Source organism: Shinella sp. (assembly GCF_052438155.1).
Taxonomy (GTDB): domain Bacteria; phylum Pseudomonadota; class Alphaproteobacteria; order Rhizobiales; family Rhizobiaceae; genus Shinella.
On the sequence record NZ_JBQVPI010000006.1, the window covers coordinates 273,027 to 287,307 of the forward strand.

Genomic DNA, 14,281 nt, shown 5'->3' on the forward strand with positions numbered 1-14,281 from the left:
CCTGTTTGCGGGTTTCCTCGCCCTTTCCGTTCCGGATGAGGCGAAGGCGGAATTCCGCGTCTGCAACGGCACGCAAAACCTTGTCGGCGTCGCCATCGGCTACCGCTCCAAGGAAGGCTGGATGACCGAAGGTTGGTGGCAGGTGCCGGCCACGACTTGCGCCACGCTGATCGAGGGCGAGCTGCAGTCGCGCTACTATTACCTCTATGCCGAAGATGCCGCCCGCGGTGGCCGCTGGACCGGTGACGTCAACATGTGCGTTGCCGAAAACGAGTTCAAGATCACCGGCGTCGAGGACTGCTTCGCGCGCGGATTCCAGCGCATGGGCTTCAAGGAATATGACACAGGACGGCAGGGAAGCTGGATGGTACAGCTTTCCGATACGCCAGGGACGCAGGAGAGCCAGAACTGATGAGACGGAACCGAAAAGTCAAAATCCTCGCCACGCTCGGGCCGGCATCGTCTGACGAGCAGATGATCCAGAAGCTGCATGAGGCGGGAGCAGACCTGTTCCGCATCAACATGAGCCATGCGAGCCACGATGTGATGCGCTCGCTGATCAGCCGCATTCGTGCGGTCGAAGCGCGCTGCGGCCGGCCGATCGGCATCCTTGCCGACCTTCAGGGGCCGAAGCTGCGCGTCGGCAAGTTCGCCAACGGTTCGGAAGAGCTGAAGCCCGGCCAGACCTTCACGCTCGACAACAAGGACGAGCCCGGCGACAACGTCCGCGTTTACCTGCCCCATCCGGAAATCCTCGAGGCGGTCAAGCCCGGCCATCGCCTTCTGATCGACGACGGCAAGCTGCACCTGCGCGCCGAATCGTCCGATGGCAAGTCGATCGTCTGCACGGTCGTCTCCGGCACCAAGATTTCAGACCGCAAGGGCGTCAGCCTGCCCGACACGCTTCTCGGCGTCGGTGCGCTGACGGAAAAGGACCGCGTCGATCTCGATGCCGTGCTTGCGACCGGTAGCGTCGACTGGGTTGCGCTCTCCTTCATCCAGCGTCCGGAGGATCTGGTCGAAGTGCGCAAGATCGCGCGCGGTCGCGTCGGTCTGATGTCGAAGATCGAAAAGCCGCAGGCCGTCGAGCGTATCGACGAGATCATCGAACTTTCCGATGCGCTGATGGTGGCGCGTGGCGATCTCGGTGTGGAAATGCCGCTGGAAGCCGTTCCTGGCATCCAGAAGCAGCTCATCCGCGCCTGCCGCCGCGCCGGCAAGCCGGTCGTCGTCGCGACGCAGATGCTGGAATCGATGATTTCCGCACCGGTGCCGACCCGCGCCGAAGTGTCGGACGTCGCAACTGCCGTCTTCGAAGGCGCGGACGCCGTCATGCTCTCGGCCGAGTCCGCCTCGGGCGACTATCCGGTCGAAGCTGTCTCCACCATGGCCTCGATCGCCAGCACGGTCGAGCGCGACCCGCATTATCCGGGCATCATCTACGCCCAGCGCGCAGCGCCGGAAGCCACGGGCGCCGATGCCATCTCGCTCGCCGCCCGCCAGATCGCCGAGACGCTGAAGCTGTCGGCTATCGTCTGTTACACCTCGTCGGGCACGACGGGCCTGCGCGCCGCGCGCGAGCGGCCGGAAGTACCGGTCTTGGCGCTGTCGCCGGTCATCGAGACGGCGCGTCGCCTCTCGGTCGTCTGGGGCCTGCACTGCGTCGTCACGGGCGATGCTGAAAACCTTGACGACATGGTCAACCGCGCCTGCCGCATCGTCGTTGCAGAAGAGTTCGGCAAGCCGGGCGACCGCATCATCGTTTCGGCCGGCGTTCCGCTGCGCACGCCGGGTGCGACGAACATGCTGCGCATCGCCTATATCGGCGCCGACGGCGTCAGCGGCGTCTGATCGACGCAATTCCGGACGGAAAACCGCTGGAATTGCTCTACTCTTCATGATCCTTCGCAAGGCGGGCTTCGGCCCGCCTTGCTGTTTCCTGGAGGTCGCGATCCTTGCCGGCGATCTTCTCAAGCGCTTCGATGGCAAGGTCGGTCACGACGTAATCCGGCTTGTGGCCGAGATTGCGGATCCAAACGAGTTCCGATCCCGCGATGTCGCGCGCCAGCCCGCGCGAATGGATTTCCTCATAGACGACACCATCCTTGTCCCCGGTAACGATGACCGTGGGCGTGTGGATCTCGTGGTAGCGCGGCTGTATGCGGCCGACGTAGTCAAGCAGGCTCGCAACGTCGATTGCGTTGTTACGGAAGGTTGCCGGGCGCAGCACGAGCGCCGGTGCAGTGGCCTCGATGTAATCGTTCGGGCGCGGGTTCGGGGCGAAGACGAAACGGGTGCCGCTGTCGATGCGCGACAGGCCGGCGGGTAGCGCCGCTATGCGGGTGAACAGCCAGCCGAGGACCGGCATCTTCGCCAGATCGTAGTACCAGTCGACGCCGCCGGGCCAGGGATGGGTTGCCGGCGCGAGGAAGAGCAGGCCGGCCGTCCTGTCCGGGTGCTGCAGCGCGAAGCTTGCGGCCGTGGCGCCGCCGAAGGAATGGCCGACGATGATCGCCTTTCCGATGCCGCGCTTGTCCATCAGCCGTGCGATGGCGTTGGCCTGGCCGTCGGGCCAGGCATTCTCCGGCCCGCCACGGTCCGAGTAGCCGTGGCCCGGCCGGTCGAGGAACAACAGGTCCGCTCGCCCTTCGAGCTTTTGCCGGAAGGCATGCATCGGGTCGCGCAGGTTGCCGCTCGCGCCATGGATGAAGACGATGGGCGGCAGGTCGGCCGTCGCACCGGCAGGGACGAACACGCTGTTCATGCTGAGGCCGCCCACGTCGATGCGTTCGCCGATGTTCGGGAACTGCCGTTCGATGGCGCGCGTCTTCCACGCGGTGAAGACGAAACCGGCGAGCACAAGGGCAAAGGGCGCGGCGAGAAGGACTGTCAGCATGAGGCGGATAGGGGAGGGCAAGGAAGGGTCCGGGTTGGAGTATCGATACCGATATCGTCGCGATCGCCACAACGCCGGCGCTCCGGCATGGCAATCAGGTCCGCTGGCCCGTCAGTTTTTCCGCGAGCTCACCCATCTCCTTTTGTGCCTGCCGCTCGGTGGGGTAGACCTCCAGGAAGCGTTCCCAAGCCTTCAGCGCCATCTCGTCGCGGTCGGTCTGCTGCATGATGGCGGCCATGCCGGCGAGAGCGCCGAAGTGGCGTGGCTCGATGGTGAGCACCTGGTTTATGTCGGACATGGACTTGCGATAGTTGCCCATCTTGAAATGCAGCGTCGCGCGGCGGTTCCAGCCCTCGACATAGTCCGGCTTCAGGCGAATCGCCTCGTCGAGGAAATCGAGCGCCGCGGCGTTCTTTTCCTCGCTCACGGCCTTGTCGGCCCATTGGATGAGCAGGTTGATCGTGGCGCTGCCGGAGTCCTGCCATTCCCGGCGGATCTGGTTGGCGATGCCGGTGGCCGCGTCCGGGTTCGCCTCGCGTTTCAGCTCGCCGAACAGTTTGTCGAGGCGCTGGGCAGGCGTCGTGAAGGCACCGGAGGAGGCGTCAAGCGAGGCCTTGTCCGCCGACTGCGCAAGAGCAGCGGTCGGTGCTGCGCCGATGAGGAAAAGGGAAAGGCAGAATGTGGAAAGCATAAAAAAGCGCATGGCGGTCATGGTAGACCGCCAGCGCCCAACTTCAAATCAATATTTCTCGATCACCCACAGGTAACCGTGACGCTTGATCAGCCCTGACGAGCCTTGAAGCGCGGGTTCTGCTTGTTGATGATGTAGATGCGGCCCTTGCGGCGAACAAGGCGGTTTTCGCGGTGGCGAGCCTTGAGCGACTTGAGCGAATTCTTGATCTTCATTTTTCTGATCCGCGTATTGCAGGGCGATACGAGCTCGCCGGATTTCTTCAATCAAAAACGCGCCGTTTCGGGCGCGCTTTCGGGTTGGCAGGCATGTACCCTGTGGCCTGTGCCGTGTCAACCGTAAGCGGCGGGTTTTCCGCGCTTCCGGCCGGTTTTCCAGCCTGTCTCAGTCGAGAATATGGGTGATATGCCCCATTTTTCGACCGGGACGGGCTTCCGTCTTGCCATAGAGATGGACAAGCACGCCGGGCTTGGCGAGCCAGGCGGGAACGTCGTCGATGTCGTCGCCGATGAGATTCTGCATCACGCAGTCCGAGTGGCGGCGGGGATCGCCGAGCGTGTGACCGGCAACGGCGCGGATATGCTGCTCGAACTGCGAAACGATGCAGCCCGCCTCCGTCCAGTGGCCGGAATTGTGCACGCGCGGAGCGATCTCGTTGGCAACGAGCCCTCCGTCGGCAAGCACGAAGAATTCGACGCCGATGACGCCGACATAGTCGAGCTGGTCGAGAATCGCGCGCGCCGCCTGGCGTGCCTGATCCACCGTCGATTCGTTTACGAGGGCGGGCAGGGTGGAGGTGTGCAGGATGCCGTTCAGGTGAACGTTTTCCGCCGGGTCATAGCAGGCGATGGTGCCATCGTGGTCGCGCGCGGCGATAATGGAGATTTCCCGCTCGAAGGGCACGAAGCTTTCGAGAATCAGCGGTACGCCGCCAAGCGCCTCGAAGGCGCCGTCGCGGCTTTCGGCCGGCGAACGGAAGAGGCGCTGTCCCTTGCCATCATAGCCGAGCCGGCGCGTCTTCAAGACGCCAACGCCGCCGAAGCGGTCGAGGGCTGCCTCGAGGTCGGCCTGGCTGTCCACGGCGGCGAAATCGGCGGTGACGATGCCGCAATCGCGGATAAAGCTTTTTTCGACCAGCCGGTCCTGCGAGACTTCCAGAGCGCGTGGCGGCGGGTAGACGGGAACGGCGTTTGCCAGCGCCTCGGCGGCGGCGACGGGCACGTTCTCGAATTCGTAGGTGACGACGTCGCAGAGGCGGGCAAGCTCGGCAAGCGCATCCGGGTCGTCATAGGCGGCGACGATCTGGGCGTTGGCGACCTGGGCAGCCGGACAATCGGCCTGCGGTTCCAGAATGACGGTGCGCAGGTTGAGGCGTGCAGCCGCCATGGCCAGCATGCGGCCGAGCTGGCCGCCGCCGATGATGCCGATCGTGCGGACCGTCATAGCGGGCCGTCCACGGGATATTCGGCAACGGCGTTCGACTGGTTCTCGCGCCATTCGTCGAGGCGGTGGGCCAGTTCCGGATCGCTCAGCGCAAGCACGGCGGCGGACAGCAGCGCGGCGTTGACGGCGCCGGCCCGGCCGATGGCGAGCGTGCCGACCGGAATGCCCGCCGGCATCTGCACGATGGAGAGCAGGCTGTCCTGGCCGGACAGCGCCTTGGATTGCACCGGCACGCCGAAGACCGGCAGCGGCGTCATCGCAGCCGCCATGCCCGGCAGGTGGGCCGCACCGCCGGCGCCGGCGATGATGATCTTGAAGCCTTCCGCCTTGGCGCCGCGGGCGAAGCTGTAGAGCCGGTCGGGGGTACGGTGCGCCGAAATGATGCGGGCCTCGTAGTCGACGCCGAGCGCATCGAGCGTATCGGCAGCGTTCTTCATCGTCTCCCAGTCAGACTGGCTTCCCATGATGATGGCGACGGGGGGCGTTTCTGTTGTGTCCAAGGCTTCTCGTCCGGTTCAGGCGATGATGTCGGGGATGATCTGGTCTTCCAGCTTGGAAATCTTGTCCTTCAGGCCCAGTTTCTTCTTCTTCATGCGCTGGATTCTGAGGGCTTCGGCGCCAATCTGGATCATGGCGTTGATCGCAGCATCATAGTCTTCGTGTTCCTGGCGCAGCCGTGCAACGGCAAGCCGCATTTCAGCCTGGTCCTGGTCTGGCATGCTATTCGTTCCCCTCGGCGGAGAGGTGGTTCGCCCACCCGTCTCCATTCTCGATAAAGGGTGCTCCTACCACGAAACCCCTGGTAACGGGAAGTTATCCCTTGCCACGTTTTCGCCTTCGACAAATGAAAAATGACATGGCACACTAGTTCTGTTGCAACCTGGACCACCCGGCGTGTGAATGACCGGGCGTAAGCAAAAGGAAGGAACTGTCACATGACGATTGAGGCACACCTGGCTACGCTGGAAAAGAAGCATTTTGCTCTGGAGGAGGAACTGCATGCCGCAGTCACGCGTCCCTCCTCGAAGGATCAAACGATCGCGGATATCAAGCGTCGCAAGCTGCGCATCAAAGACGAGATCGAGCGCCTTCGCTCATCAACTCACTGAAAAGACAGGGATTTTTCCAAGAATTTAGAAGGAGGCATGTCGCGGATACACATGGTCTGTATGGGAGGACCAGGGTAGGAGCCCGTTTCGCGAAACCACTTCCGTAAACGAAATCATAGATGTCGAGACGCCCTGGCCCGCTTGAAACGCGCGCCGGGGCGTTCTGTTTTGAGACGGGGCTGCGGGCTTTTCAGGCCCAGAACTGGTCGAGCCAGAGATTGAGCCCGTCGAAACCCTTGGCATTGATCGCGTAGATGCGCCTCGTGCCTTCGGATTTCACGCTGACGAGATTGGAGTCGAGCAACGCTTTCAGGTGCTGGGAGACGGCCGGGCGGCTGATCGGCAGGCCTTCGGAGAGTTCATTGACGGTGCGCGGTGCACGTCGCAGTTCCTCCAGCAGGAACCTGCGGTTGGGATCGGCAATCGCAGCGAAGGGATCGGGGTGCGCCATGGCTGAACGCTATGGCAAAGCAGCATTTGCGGCAAGTATTTTGTGCGCTGCAAAGTAACGCTTTAGACGAAGACGACTACGCCGTCATAGACAAGCTTGAGGCCGGCGATGAAGGCCATCGCGTACATGAAGGGATAGAAGACTTCCGGCTTCATGCGCTTGACCATGAAGCCGCCGAGAGCCGTCGCCACGATGGCAAGCGGCACGAGCGTGGCGGAGATGGTGAGATTTGCCGTGTCGAGCTGGCCGAGCGCGAAATAGGGGCCGAGCTTGATGAAATTGAGGATGGCGAAGAAGCGTACGGCCGCGCCGGTATAATCACGCGGCGGCAGTTTCAGCGGCAGGCCATAGACCTGGAAAGGTGCGCCGCCGGCATGCGCGACGAAGCTGCCATAGCCGGAAAGCGTGCCGAAGAAGGCGGCGGGGATGAGGCGGTGTGGTTTCGGCTGCACGATATGGCCGTGGCGCGCGCGCCAGCTGTTGTAGAAATAGCGGGCGGCGAAGAGGACGGTGATGAGACCGATGATGAGGCGCAGCGCATCGCGCGGCACATAGGCCGAGGTCGCCCAGCCGATGGCGATGCCGAGCAGGGCGCCGGGCAGCAGCATTTTCAGGAGTGTGCGGTCGTTGTGCTCACGCCAGATCCAGAGCGACACGCAGTCCATCACGACGAGGATCGGCAGCAGTATTGCGGCGGCCTGCACCGGCGGCACGGCCATGGCGAGCAGCGGCACGCCCATCAGCGCCAGCGCCTCGCCCATGCCGCCCTTCGTCAAGCCGACCAGGAGAACCGCAGGGATGGCAGCGTAGTAAATAGAGGGGTCGATGGACATGGAGAGCGATTGATCCTGTTCGTTCTTCCGTCTAACCGCTTTGATCTGTTATGACGAGCCCCGACTATCTGAACCCAAGGGAAGTGCCCATTCATGTCCGACGTCCAAAACCGCTGCCGCCTGGTGCTGATCCTTCCCGAGGGCGACGACCTTTCCGTGCGCGCCGCAATGCTGGAAGGCGCGCTGAAGGGCGGTGACGTTGCTTCGGTGATCCTGCCGCAATACGGGCTTGACGACGGCCTGTTCCAGAAGCATGCCGAGGTGTTGGTGGGGATCGTGCAGAATGCCGGTGCTGCGGCCCTTGTCGCCGGCGATACACGCGTTGCCGGCCGGGTGAAGGCCGATGGCATTCACGTGACGGGCGCCGTCGGGGAACTGGCCGAGGCGGTGGAGAAGTTCACGCCGCAGCTCATTGTCGGTGGCGGCAATGCGACCGACCGGCACAAGGCGCTGGAGATCGGCGATGTGCAGCCGGATTATATCTTCTTCGGCAAGATCGGCGGCGACATCAAGCCGGAAGCGCATCCGAAGAACCTGGCGCTTGCCGAATGGTGGGCCTCGATGGTGGAAATTCCCTGCATCGTGCTGGGCGGCACGGACCCGCAGTCCGCACTCGCCGCTGCCGAAACCGGCGCGGAGTTCGTGGCGCTCGACAAGGCGGTCTTTGCCGATCCCGCGCAGGCGCCGCATGTGATTGCTGCCGTCAACGCCCTTCTTGACGAAAAAGCGCCACGGTTTGGGGACAAGTAGGCGCTCATGATCAGGGCCATGTTCTTTCAAGCTTGCCGTATGGTGCCGGTGGCGTTTCTCGCCACGGGCGTTCTCGTTGTTGCGCCCGCCTGGGCAGAGACAGTGAAGAAGGGGCCGTCGGTCACCGCCGGTGATGCCGGAGCGGAAGCGAAAGACCAGACGCCCGCGGTCGAGCCTGCATCCGTCGAAGACAAGCCCGCAGCGAAAACCGACAAGGACAAGCCTGTCGACGGTCCGTCGTCCGGGCTTTCGGTGCTGGACCGCATGGGTGCGGACCTGCCGGCGCTGCCGGAGGAAAAGCCGTTTGCCGGCAAGGTCGACGAGGCTTACGGCGCCTTCCAGCGCGGCCACTACCTGACGGCGATGGAACTTGCGCTGCCGCGCGCGCAACTGGGCGACCCGGCGGCGCAGACGCTGGTGGCGGAAATTCTCGATCGCGGCCTCGGCGTCAAGCGCAACCGTGACCAGGCCATGTTCTGGTACGAGCAGGCGGCAGGCGGCGGCGATCCGACCGGCATGTTCAAATATGCAGTCCTCCTGATGGAGCGCTCGGGCTCGAAAGAGGACCGCAAGAAGGCCGACGAACTGATGAAGAAGGCGGCCGACCTCGGCAACGCCTCGGCGCAGTTTAACTATGGCCAGGTTCTGGTTGCCGATAGCCCCGGTGAAAAGGGCCTGCGCGATGCGCTGCCCTATTACGAAAAATCCGCCGAGCAGGGCATTGCGGATGCGCAGTACGCCCTGTCGCAGATCTACATCAACCTGCCCGACCTGCCGGAAGAAAAGACCAAGCGGGCGCGTGAATGGCTGCTGCGTGCGGCGCGTGCCGGTTTCGACACCGCCCAGCTCGATCTCGGCATGTGGCTGGTGAACGGCACCGCCGGCGAACGCGACTACGACGCCGGCTTCAAATGGATGAAACGGGCGGCCGACGGCGGCAATCCCGTGGCTCAGAGCAAGCTTGCCCAGCTTTACATCCATGCGCTCGGGACGCGGCCGGATCCGGTCGAGGCGGCGAAATGGTTCGTGCTGGCGCGTCGGGCCGGCCTTAACGACCCGTCGCTGGAGGACTTCTATCTCGGCCTCAACGACGAGCAGCAGAAGGCGGCGGTCACCGCGGCGAACAAGTACCGCTCGGGTTCTTAACTGCGCCCATTTACCCTGTTGCACGATGCGATACCCTGCATTGCAGCGGATGCAGGGTCTCAAGACTTGAAACTTCGGGGAATTTGTGGTCTTGAAGCCTGAAATTCCGGTCCCGGTGCGTTTGCGCGCCGCGGTTCTTGCCGTCCCGAGCACCGGACATTCCCGAAGGACTTTAGTTTATGGCTCGTTCAGCTCTTCTCAACGTCATGGTTCAGGCCGCTTTCAAGGCCGGAAAATCGCTCTCCCGTGATTTCGGCGAAGTGCAGAACCTGCAGGTCTCGGTCAAGGGGCCGGGCGAATACGTCGCGCAGGCCGACCGCAAGGCGGAAAAGCTGATGCGTGACGAGCTGCTGAAGGCACGCCCGACCTATGGCTTTCTCGGCGCGGATGGCGAAGAGATCGACGGCACGGACGGCGCGCATCGCTGGATCGTCAACCCGCTCGACGGCACGACGAATTTCCTGCACGGCATTCCGCTTTTTGCCAGCACCATCGCGCTGGAGCGCAACGGCGAAATCGTCGCGGCCGTGGTGCTGAACGCGGCGACGGACGAGCTTTTCACCGCCGAGCGCGGCGGTGGCGCCTTTGTCAACGACCGTCGCCTGCGCGTCGCGGCCCGCAAGAGCCTCTCCGATGCCGTCATCGGTTGCAGCGTGCCGCATCTCGGCGATGGTAATCACGGCAAGTTCCTCATCGAGCTGCGCCATGTGATGGGCGAGGTCGCCGGCGTGCGTCGTCTCGGCTCCCCCGCACTGGACCTTGCCTATGTCGCGGCCGGCCGTTTCGACGGTTTCTGGGAACGGGACCTCGCGCCGTGGGACATCGCGGCCGGCATTCTCCTGATTCGCGAAGCTGGCGGTTATGCAAGCGATCTCGATGGCGGTAGCGCAATGTTCGACACCGGCACGATCGTCGCCGGCAACGAATATATCCACAAGGCACTGCGCGACGTCGTGCATCGTCCGGTCCCCACCCGCTAAAAGCCTGTATCAGGGCGGCGCATTCCGCGCCGCTGTTGCTGCTAAGCCCTTCAATTCGGCTTAATCTTCCTCTAGTCTCCGCCGCGACGAGGAAGTGGAGATGCGACGACATGGCGAAGCTTGGGCTGTCGGGCTGGGGAGGATCAGCCGGGACCGGGGACGATTACCCCAACAAACTTTCAAGCCCCATGGCCTTCTTCTGGACGATGGTGATCTTTCTCATCATCGTCGGTTTCGTGGCCGCCATCCTCTTCCGCCAGGCGCAATCGGCCTTCCTCAGCAATCCGGGCCTCAACGGTCTGATTATCGGCGTGCTGCTGATCGGCATCCTCCTGGTTTTCAATCATGTGCTGGCGTTGCGGCCGGAAGTCCGCTGGTTCAATTCCTTCCGCGCGGCCGGCAGCGCCGAGAAGGTCGGGCGCGATCCGGTGCTGCTTGCGCCGATGCGCGCGCTGATCGGCCGCCGGCATTCCGTCGCGCTCTCGGCCAATGCGCTGCGCTCGATCCTCGATTCCATCGCGACCCGCCTCGACGAATCCCGTGATACATCCCGCTACCTGATCGGCCTGCTCGTCTTCCTCGGCCTGCTCGGCACCTTCTGGGGCCTGCTCGGCACGATCGGCTCGATCAGCGCGGTCATCCAGTCGCTCGATGCCGGCGGCGGCTCGACGAACGACATCCTGACCGCCCTGAAGCAGGGCCTGTCCGCGCCGCTCGAGGGCATGGGAACCGCCTTCTCCACCTCGCTTTTCGGCCTCGCCAGCTCGTTGATCCTCGGTTTCCTCGATCTCCAGGCCGGGCGCGCGCAGAACCGGTTCTATACGGACCTGGAAAACTGGCTTTCCTCGGTCACCGACGTCGGCTCCGAACTCCAGCCGGTTGCCGATCTGGCCGCGGGCTCTTCCTCCGCCGACGTGCAGGCTTTGGCGGAGCAGATCCTGAAGCTTGCGCATGACAGCGGTGGCAGCCACCGTTCGACGGCGGCAATGGCAAGCCTTGCGGAAGGCATCCAGGGGCTCGTCAAGAACATGCGCAGTGAACAGCAGATGCTGCGTGACTGGATCGAGGCGCAGCAGGAAGAAGCCAAGGCGCTGCGCCGCACGCTCGACCGGCTTGCGGCGCGCAGCGGCGAGAAAAATGTCGAGCGGCTGCCCGAGCGGACGACGGAGAAAGCCCACAAGGCCGGGGGCGAGTAGAGATGGCGCTCGCCCGCAACCGGCGCAGCCAGCGCACGGTCGATTACTGGCCGGGCTTCGTCGATGCGCTGTCGACGCTGTTGCTCTCCATCATGTTCCTGCTGACGGTGTTCGTGCTCGCACAGTTCTTCCTGAGCCGGGAAATCTCCGGCAAGGACGACGTGCTGAACCGGCTGACCAGCCAGATCAACGAACTGACCCAGCTTCTGGCGCTCGAAAAGAGCGGCAAGCAGGATATCGAGGATGCGCTCGCCAACCTGCAGGCGTCGCTCGCCCAGTCGGAAAGCGACCGCAGCCGCTTGCAGCAGTTGCTCGATAGCGGCACTGGTGCTTCGGACCAGGCGAGTGCGCGCGCGACGACGCTTGAAGGCGAGCTTGATTCGGAAAAGCAGGTCAGCGCCCGCGCGATGAGCCAGATCGAACTGCTGAACCAGCAGATTGCTGCGCTGCGCAGCCAGATTGCGGCGGTGGAGGAGGCGCTTCAGGCCTCGGAGGCAAAGGATCAATCCTCTCAGACGAAGATTGCCGATCTCGGCCGCCGCCTCAACGTCGCTCTGGCGCAGCGTGTGCAGGAGCTCAACCGCTATCGCTCCGACTTCTTCGGACGCCTGCGGGAAATCCTCTCCGATCGCGAAAACATCCGCATCGTCGGCGACCGGTTCGTCTTCCAGTCGGAAGTGCTGTTCCCGTCAGGCGGCAACGAGTTGAACCCGGAAGGGCAGGTGGAGATGCGCAAGCTCGCCACCGCCCTGCTCGATCTCGCCAAGGAAATCCCCTCCGAGATCAACTGGGTGCTGCGCGTCGATGGCCATACCGACAACGTGCCGCTCTCCGGCACCGGCCGCTACCGCGACAACTGGGAGCTTTCCTCGGCGCGCGCGACCTCGGTGGTCAAATTCCTGATCGCCAATGGCGTACCAGCCAATCGGCTGGTTGCGGCCGGTTTCGGCGAATTCCAGCCGATCGCCGAAGGCAGCGACGATGCCGCCCGCGCCACCAATCGCCGTATCGAACTGAAGCTCACCGAACGATAGTCGCCTCGTGCCGCCCGGCGCGACCATTCTCATCGGCATGTTGATCTTACGCGTACGTACGCGTAAGTTTTTTCCACATAGCGACGGGAGGCGGTTTATGGATTGCGACCTGCTGGTGATCGGGGCGGGGCTGGCTGGCCTCGTGGCGGCGACGGAAGCGGCGGCGCGGGGCCTCAAGGTGATCATCCTCGACCAGGAAGGCGAGCAAAGCCTTGGCGGGCAGGCCTTCTGGTCGCTCGGTGGCCTTTTCTTCGTCGACAGTCCGGAACAGCGGCGTCTGCGCATCCGTGACAGCATGGCGCTCGCCCGGCAGGACTGGTTCGGCTCCGCGGGTTTCGACCGGCCGGAGGATCATTGGCCGCGTCGCTGGGCGGAGGCCTATCTCGATTTTGCGAGCGGTGAGAAACGCGCCTGGCTGCACGCCATGGGCATGCGCTGGTTCCCGGTCGTCGGTTGGGCCGAGCGCGGCGGCGGGCTTGCGACCGGCCACGGCAATTCCGTGCCGCGCTTCCACGTGACCTGGGGTACTGGCCCCGGCGTGCTTGCGCCGTTCATCCGACGGGCGCAGGAGCTTCGGGCTTCCAATGCGCTGGCCTTCCGTTTCCGCCATCGGGTCGATGGCCTGATCGTCGAAAACGGTGCCGTCGTCGGTGCGCATGGCGCCGTTCTGGCGGCGGACGTTGCAGAGCGCGGCCGGTCAACGTCTCGCGACGTGACTGGCGATTTCAGTTTTCGGGCGGGGGCCGTGCTTGTGTCCTCCGGCGGCATCGGTGGCAATCACGAAATGGTGCGGCAGAACTGGCCGCGTGATCGTCTGGGTGAGCCGCCTGCCTTCATGGTGAGCGGCGTGCCGGCCCATGTCGATGGGCGCATGCTGGCGATCTCGCAAGCTGCCGGTGGTTCGGTCATCAATGGCGACCGCATGTGGCATTATACGGAAGGTCTGAGGAACTGGGATCCGATCTGGCCCGGCCACGGTATCCGCATCCTGCCGGGTCCGTCCTCACTCTGGCTGGACGCACGCGGGCGGCGCTTTCCAGCGCCGGCCATGCCGGGCTTCGACACGCTGGCGACCCTGAAGGCCATCCGCGCAACGGGGTATGACCACAGCTGGTTCATCCTGACGAAGGCGATCATCAAGAAGGAATTTGCCCTGTCGGGCTCCGAGCAGAACCCGGATCTGACCGGCAAGGATATTCCGCTGCTCCTGAAGCGGCTCGGCAAGAACCCGCCCGGTCCCGTGCAGGCCTTCGTGGACAAGGGGGCGGATTTCGTCGTGCGCAACGATCTCGGCGACCTCGTCTCCGCGATGAACACGCTGACGGGGGAGGTCTTGCTGGACATCGAGCAGGTGCGGGCCGAGGTGGAAGCACGCGACCGCGAGATCGACAATCCCTTCTCGAAGGATGCGCAGGTGACTGCCATCCGCGGCGCACGCGCCTATCTCGGCGACAAGCTGATGCGCACGGCGCGGCCGCATCGTCTGCTTGATCCGAAGGCGGGGCCTTTGATTGCCGTGCGTCTCAACATCCTGACGCGCAAGAGCCTGGGTGGCCTCCAGACGGACCTTTCCGGGCGCGTGCTGGAACTGTCCGGCAAGCCGGTGCCGGGCCTTTATGCGGCCGGTGAGGTCGCCGGTTTCGGCGGCGGCGGTGTGCATGGCTATAATGCGCTGGAAGGCACTTTCCTTGGCGGGTGCCTGTTTTCGGGGCGCGTAGCGGGCAGGGCCGTCGGCGCCTGAGAGCGCCGACG

Annotated in this window: 16 protein-coding genes and 1 pseudogene; 9 read left to right on the forward strand and 8 right to left on the reverse strand. The window is 64.0% G+C overall.

Annotated elements, in window-relative coordinates; genetic code table 11:
• Positions 1-34 precede the first annotated feature (34 nt).
• Positions 35-412 (forward strand): annotated as a pseudogene (locus tag ACT6VE_RS14125) (DUF1036 domain-containing protein); the annotation flags it as partial.
• The gene (gene pyk / locus ACT6VE_RS14130; protein ID WP_444799212.1) at positions 412-1,851 is read left to right on the forward strand and encodes a pyruvate kinase; all 1,440 of its coding nucleotides are present in this window, start codon (positions 412-414) and stop codon (positions 1,849-1,851) included. The pseudogene ACT6VE_RS14125 and the gene pyk, both read left to right, overlap by 1 nt.
• Positions 1,852-1,888: 37 nt before the next feature.
• Here pyk and ACT6VE_RS14135 read toward each other — a convergent pair whose 3' ends face one another.
• From ACT6VE_RS14135 to ACT6VE_RS14160, 6 genes are all read right to left on the reverse strand, one after another.
• Positions 1,889-2,896, reverse strand: a complete 1,008-nt coding sequence (locus ACT6VE_RS14135; RefSeq protein ID WP_444799290.1) for an alpha/beta fold hydrolase — start codon at positions 2,894-2,896, stop codon at positions 1,889-1,891.
• Positions 2,897-2,990: 94 nt separating this feature from the next.
• Entirely contained in the window at positions 2,991-3,608 is a 618-nt protein-coding gene (locus ACT6VE_RS14140; RefSeq protein WP_444799213.1) for a hypothetical protein, read from the reverse strand.
• Between the two features lie 68 nt (positions 3,609-3,676).
• Positions 3,677-3,802, reverse strand: a complete 126-nt coding sequence (ykgO, locus tag ACT6VE_RS14145; RefSeq protein ID WP_024271182.1) for a type B 50S ribosomal protein L36 — start codon at positions 3,800-3,802, stop codon at positions 3,677-3,679.
• Positions 3,803-3,971: 169 nt separating this feature from the next.
• Positions 3,972-5,030 (reverse strand): 5-(carboxyamino)imidazole ribonucleotide synthase, encoded by a 1,059-nt coding sequence (locus ACT6VE_RS14150; RefSeq protein ID WP_444799214.1) that lies wholly within the window; start codon positions 5,028-5,030, stop codon positions 3,972-3,974.
• The gene (gene purE / locus ACT6VE_RS14155; protein ID WP_069061632.1) at positions 5,027-5,494 is read right to left on the reverse strand and encodes a 5-(carboxyamino)imidazole ribonucleotide mutase; all 468 of its coding nucleotides are present in this window, start codon (positions 5,492-5,494) and stop codon (positions 5,027-5,029) included. The genes ACT6VE_RS14150 and purE overlap by 4 nt, the downstream gene beginning before the upstream one ends.
• Positions 5,495-5,545: 51 nt before the next feature.
• Positions 5,546-5,749, reverse strand: coding sequence for a YdcH family protein (locus tag ACT6VE_RS14160; RefSeq protein ID WP_444799215.1), 204 nt, complete (start codon positions 5,747-5,749; stop codon positions 5,546-5,548).
• Between the two features lie 216 nt (positions 5,750-5,965).
• Here ACT6VE_RS14160 and ACT6VE_RS14165 point away from each other — a divergent pair, with 216 nt between their 5' ends.
• A complete protein-coding gene (locus tag ACT6VE_RS14165) occupies positions 5,966-6,139 on the forward strand; it encodes a YdcH family protein (protein WP_444799216.1) in 174 nt (57 codons plus the stop codon).
• Positions 6,140-6,329: 190 nt separating this feature from the next.
• Here the strand turns inward: ACT6VE_RS14165 and ACT6VE_RS14170 are convergent, their stop codons facing one another.
• Complete coding sequence (locus tag ACT6VE_RS14170; protein ID WP_444799217.1) at positions 6,330-6,590, reverse strand: ArsR/SmtB family transcription factor; 261 nt, start codon at positions 6,588-6,590, stop codon at positions 6,330-6,332.
• Positions 6,591-6,652: 62 nt separating this feature from the next.
• Positions 6,653-7,423, reverse strand: coding sequence for a sulfite exporter TauE/SafE family protein (locus ACT6VE_RS14175; protein WP_444799218.1), 771 nt, complete (start codon positions 7,421-7,423; stop codon positions 6,653-6,655).
• 93 nt (positions 7,424-7,516) lie between these two features.
• Here ACT6VE_RS14175 and ACT6VE_RS14180 point away from each other — a divergent pair, with 93 nt between their 5' ends.
• The 6 genes from ACT6VE_RS14180 (at position 7,517) to ACT6VE_RS14205 (ending at position 14,270) form a co-directional block, all read left to right on the forward strand.
• On the forward strand, positions 7,517-8,173 hold the full coding sequence (locus tag ACT6VE_RS14180; RefSeq protein ID WP_444799219.1) for a thiamine phosphate synthase: 657 nt from the start codon (positions 7,517-7,519) through the stop codon (positions 8,171-8,173).
• 18 nt (positions 8,174-8,191) lie between these two features.
• Positions 8,192-9,319: a tetratricopeptide repeat protein gene (locus ACT6VE_RS14185; RefSeq protein ID WP_444799220.1), complete on the forward strand. Its 1,128-nt coding sequence runs from the start codon at positions 8,192-8,194 to the stop codon at positions 9,317-9,319.
• Between the two features lie 179 nt (positions 9,320-9,498).
• Entirely contained in the window at positions 9,499-10,299 is an 801-nt protein-coding gene (locus tag ACT6VE_RS14190; protein ID WP_444799221.1) for an inositol monophosphatase family protein, read from the forward strand.
• 110 nt (positions 10,300-10,409) lie between these two features.
• Complete coding sequence (locus ACT6VE_RS14195) at positions 10,410-11,495, forward strand: flagellar motor protein MotA (RefSeq protein ID WP_444799222.1); 1,086 nt, start codon at positions 10,410-10,412, stop codon at positions 11,493-11,495.
• A gap of 2 nt (positions 11,496-11,497) precedes the next feature.
• On the forward strand, positions 11,498-12,529 hold the full coding sequence (locus ACT6VE_RS14200) for a peptidoglycan -binding protein (RefSeq protein ID WP_444799223.1): 1,032 nt from the start codon (positions 11,498-11,500) through the stop codon (positions 12,527-12,529).
• A 97-nt stretch (positions 12,530-12,626) separates the two neighbouring features.
• Positions 12,627-14,270: an FAD-binding dehydrogenase gene (locus tag ACT6VE_RS14205; RefSeq protein ID WP_444799224.1), complete on the forward strand. Its 1,644-nt coding sequence runs from the start codon at positions 12,627-12,629 to the stop codon at positions 14,268-14,270.
• Positions 14,271-14,281 lie beyond the last annotated feature (11 nt).

What these genes read in the sequence shown, in the direction of transcription:
- ACT6VE_RS14205 (WP_444799224.1), top strand. Translation starts at nt 12,627, where the DNA reads ATGGATTGCGACCTGCTGGTGATCGGGGCGGGGCTGGCTGGCCTCGTG.
- ACT6VE_RS14185 (WP_444799220.1), top strand. Translation starts at nt 8,192, where the DNA reads ATGTTCTTTCAAGCTTGCCGTATGGTGCCGGTGGCGTTTCTCGCCACG.
- ACT6VE_RS14170 (WP_444799217.1), bottom strand. Translation starts at nt 6,590, where the DNA reads ATGGCGCACCCCGATCCCTTCGCTGCGATTGCCGATCCCAACCGCAGG.
- ACT6VE_RS14140 (WP_444799213.1), bottom strand. Translation starts at nt 3,608, where the DNA reads ATGACCGCCATGCGCTTTTTTATGCTTTCCACATTCTGCCTTTCCCTT.
- ACT6VE_RS14165 (WP_444799216.1), top strand. Translation starts at nt 5,966, where the DNA reads ATGACGATTGAGGCACACCTGGCTACGCTGGAAAAGAAGCATTTTGCT.
- ACT6VE_RS14135 (WP_444799290.1), bottom strand. Translation starts at nt 2,896, where the DNA reads ATGCTGACAGTCCTTCTCGCCGCGCCCTTTGCCCTTGTGCTCGCCGGT.
- ACT6VE_RS14160 (WP_444799215.1), bottom strand. Translation starts at nt 5,749, where the DNA reads ATGCCAGACCAGGACCAGGCTGAAATGCGGCTTGCCGTTGCACGGCTG.
- purE (WP_069061632.1), bottom strand. Translation starts at nt 5,494, where the DNA reads ATGGGAAGCCAGTCTGACTGGGAGACGATGAAGAACGCTGCCGATACG.
- ACT6VE_RS14180 (WP_444799219.1), top strand. Translation starts at nt 7,517, where the DNA reads ATGTCCGACGTCCAAAACCGCTGCCGCCTGGTGCTGATCCTTCCCGAG.
- ACT6VE_RS14150 (WP_444799214.1), bottom strand. Translation starts at nt 5,030, where the DNA reads ATGACGGTCCGCACGATCGGCATCATCGGCGGCGGCCAGCTCGGCCGC.
- ACT6VE_RS14190 (WP_444799221.1), top strand. Translation starts at nt 9,499, where the DNA reads ATGGCTCGTTCAGCTCTTCTCAACGTCATGGTTCAGGCCGCTTTCAAG.
- ACT6VE_RS14200 (WP_444799223.1), top strand. Translation starts at nt 11,498, where the DNA reads ATGGCGCTCGCCCGCAACCGGCGCAGCCAGCGCACGGTCGATTACTGG.
- ACT6VE_RS14195 (WP_444799222.1), top strand. Translation starts at nt 10,410, where the DNA reads ATGGCGAAGCTTGGGCTGTCGGGCTGGGGAGGATCAGCCGGGACCGGG.
- pyk (WP_444799212.1), top strand. Translation starts at nt 412, where the DNA reads ATGAGACGGAACCGAAAAGTCAAAATCCTCGCCACGCTCGGGCCGGCA.
- ACT6VE_RS14175 (WP_444799218.1), bottom strand. Translation starts at nt 7,423, where the DNA reads ATGTCCATCGACCCCTCTATTTACTACGCTGCCATCCCTGCGGTTCTC.
- ykgO (WP_024271182.1), bottom strand. Translation starts at nt 3,802, where the DNA reads ATGAAGATCAAGAATTCGCTCAAGTCGCTCAAGGCTCGCCACCGCGAA.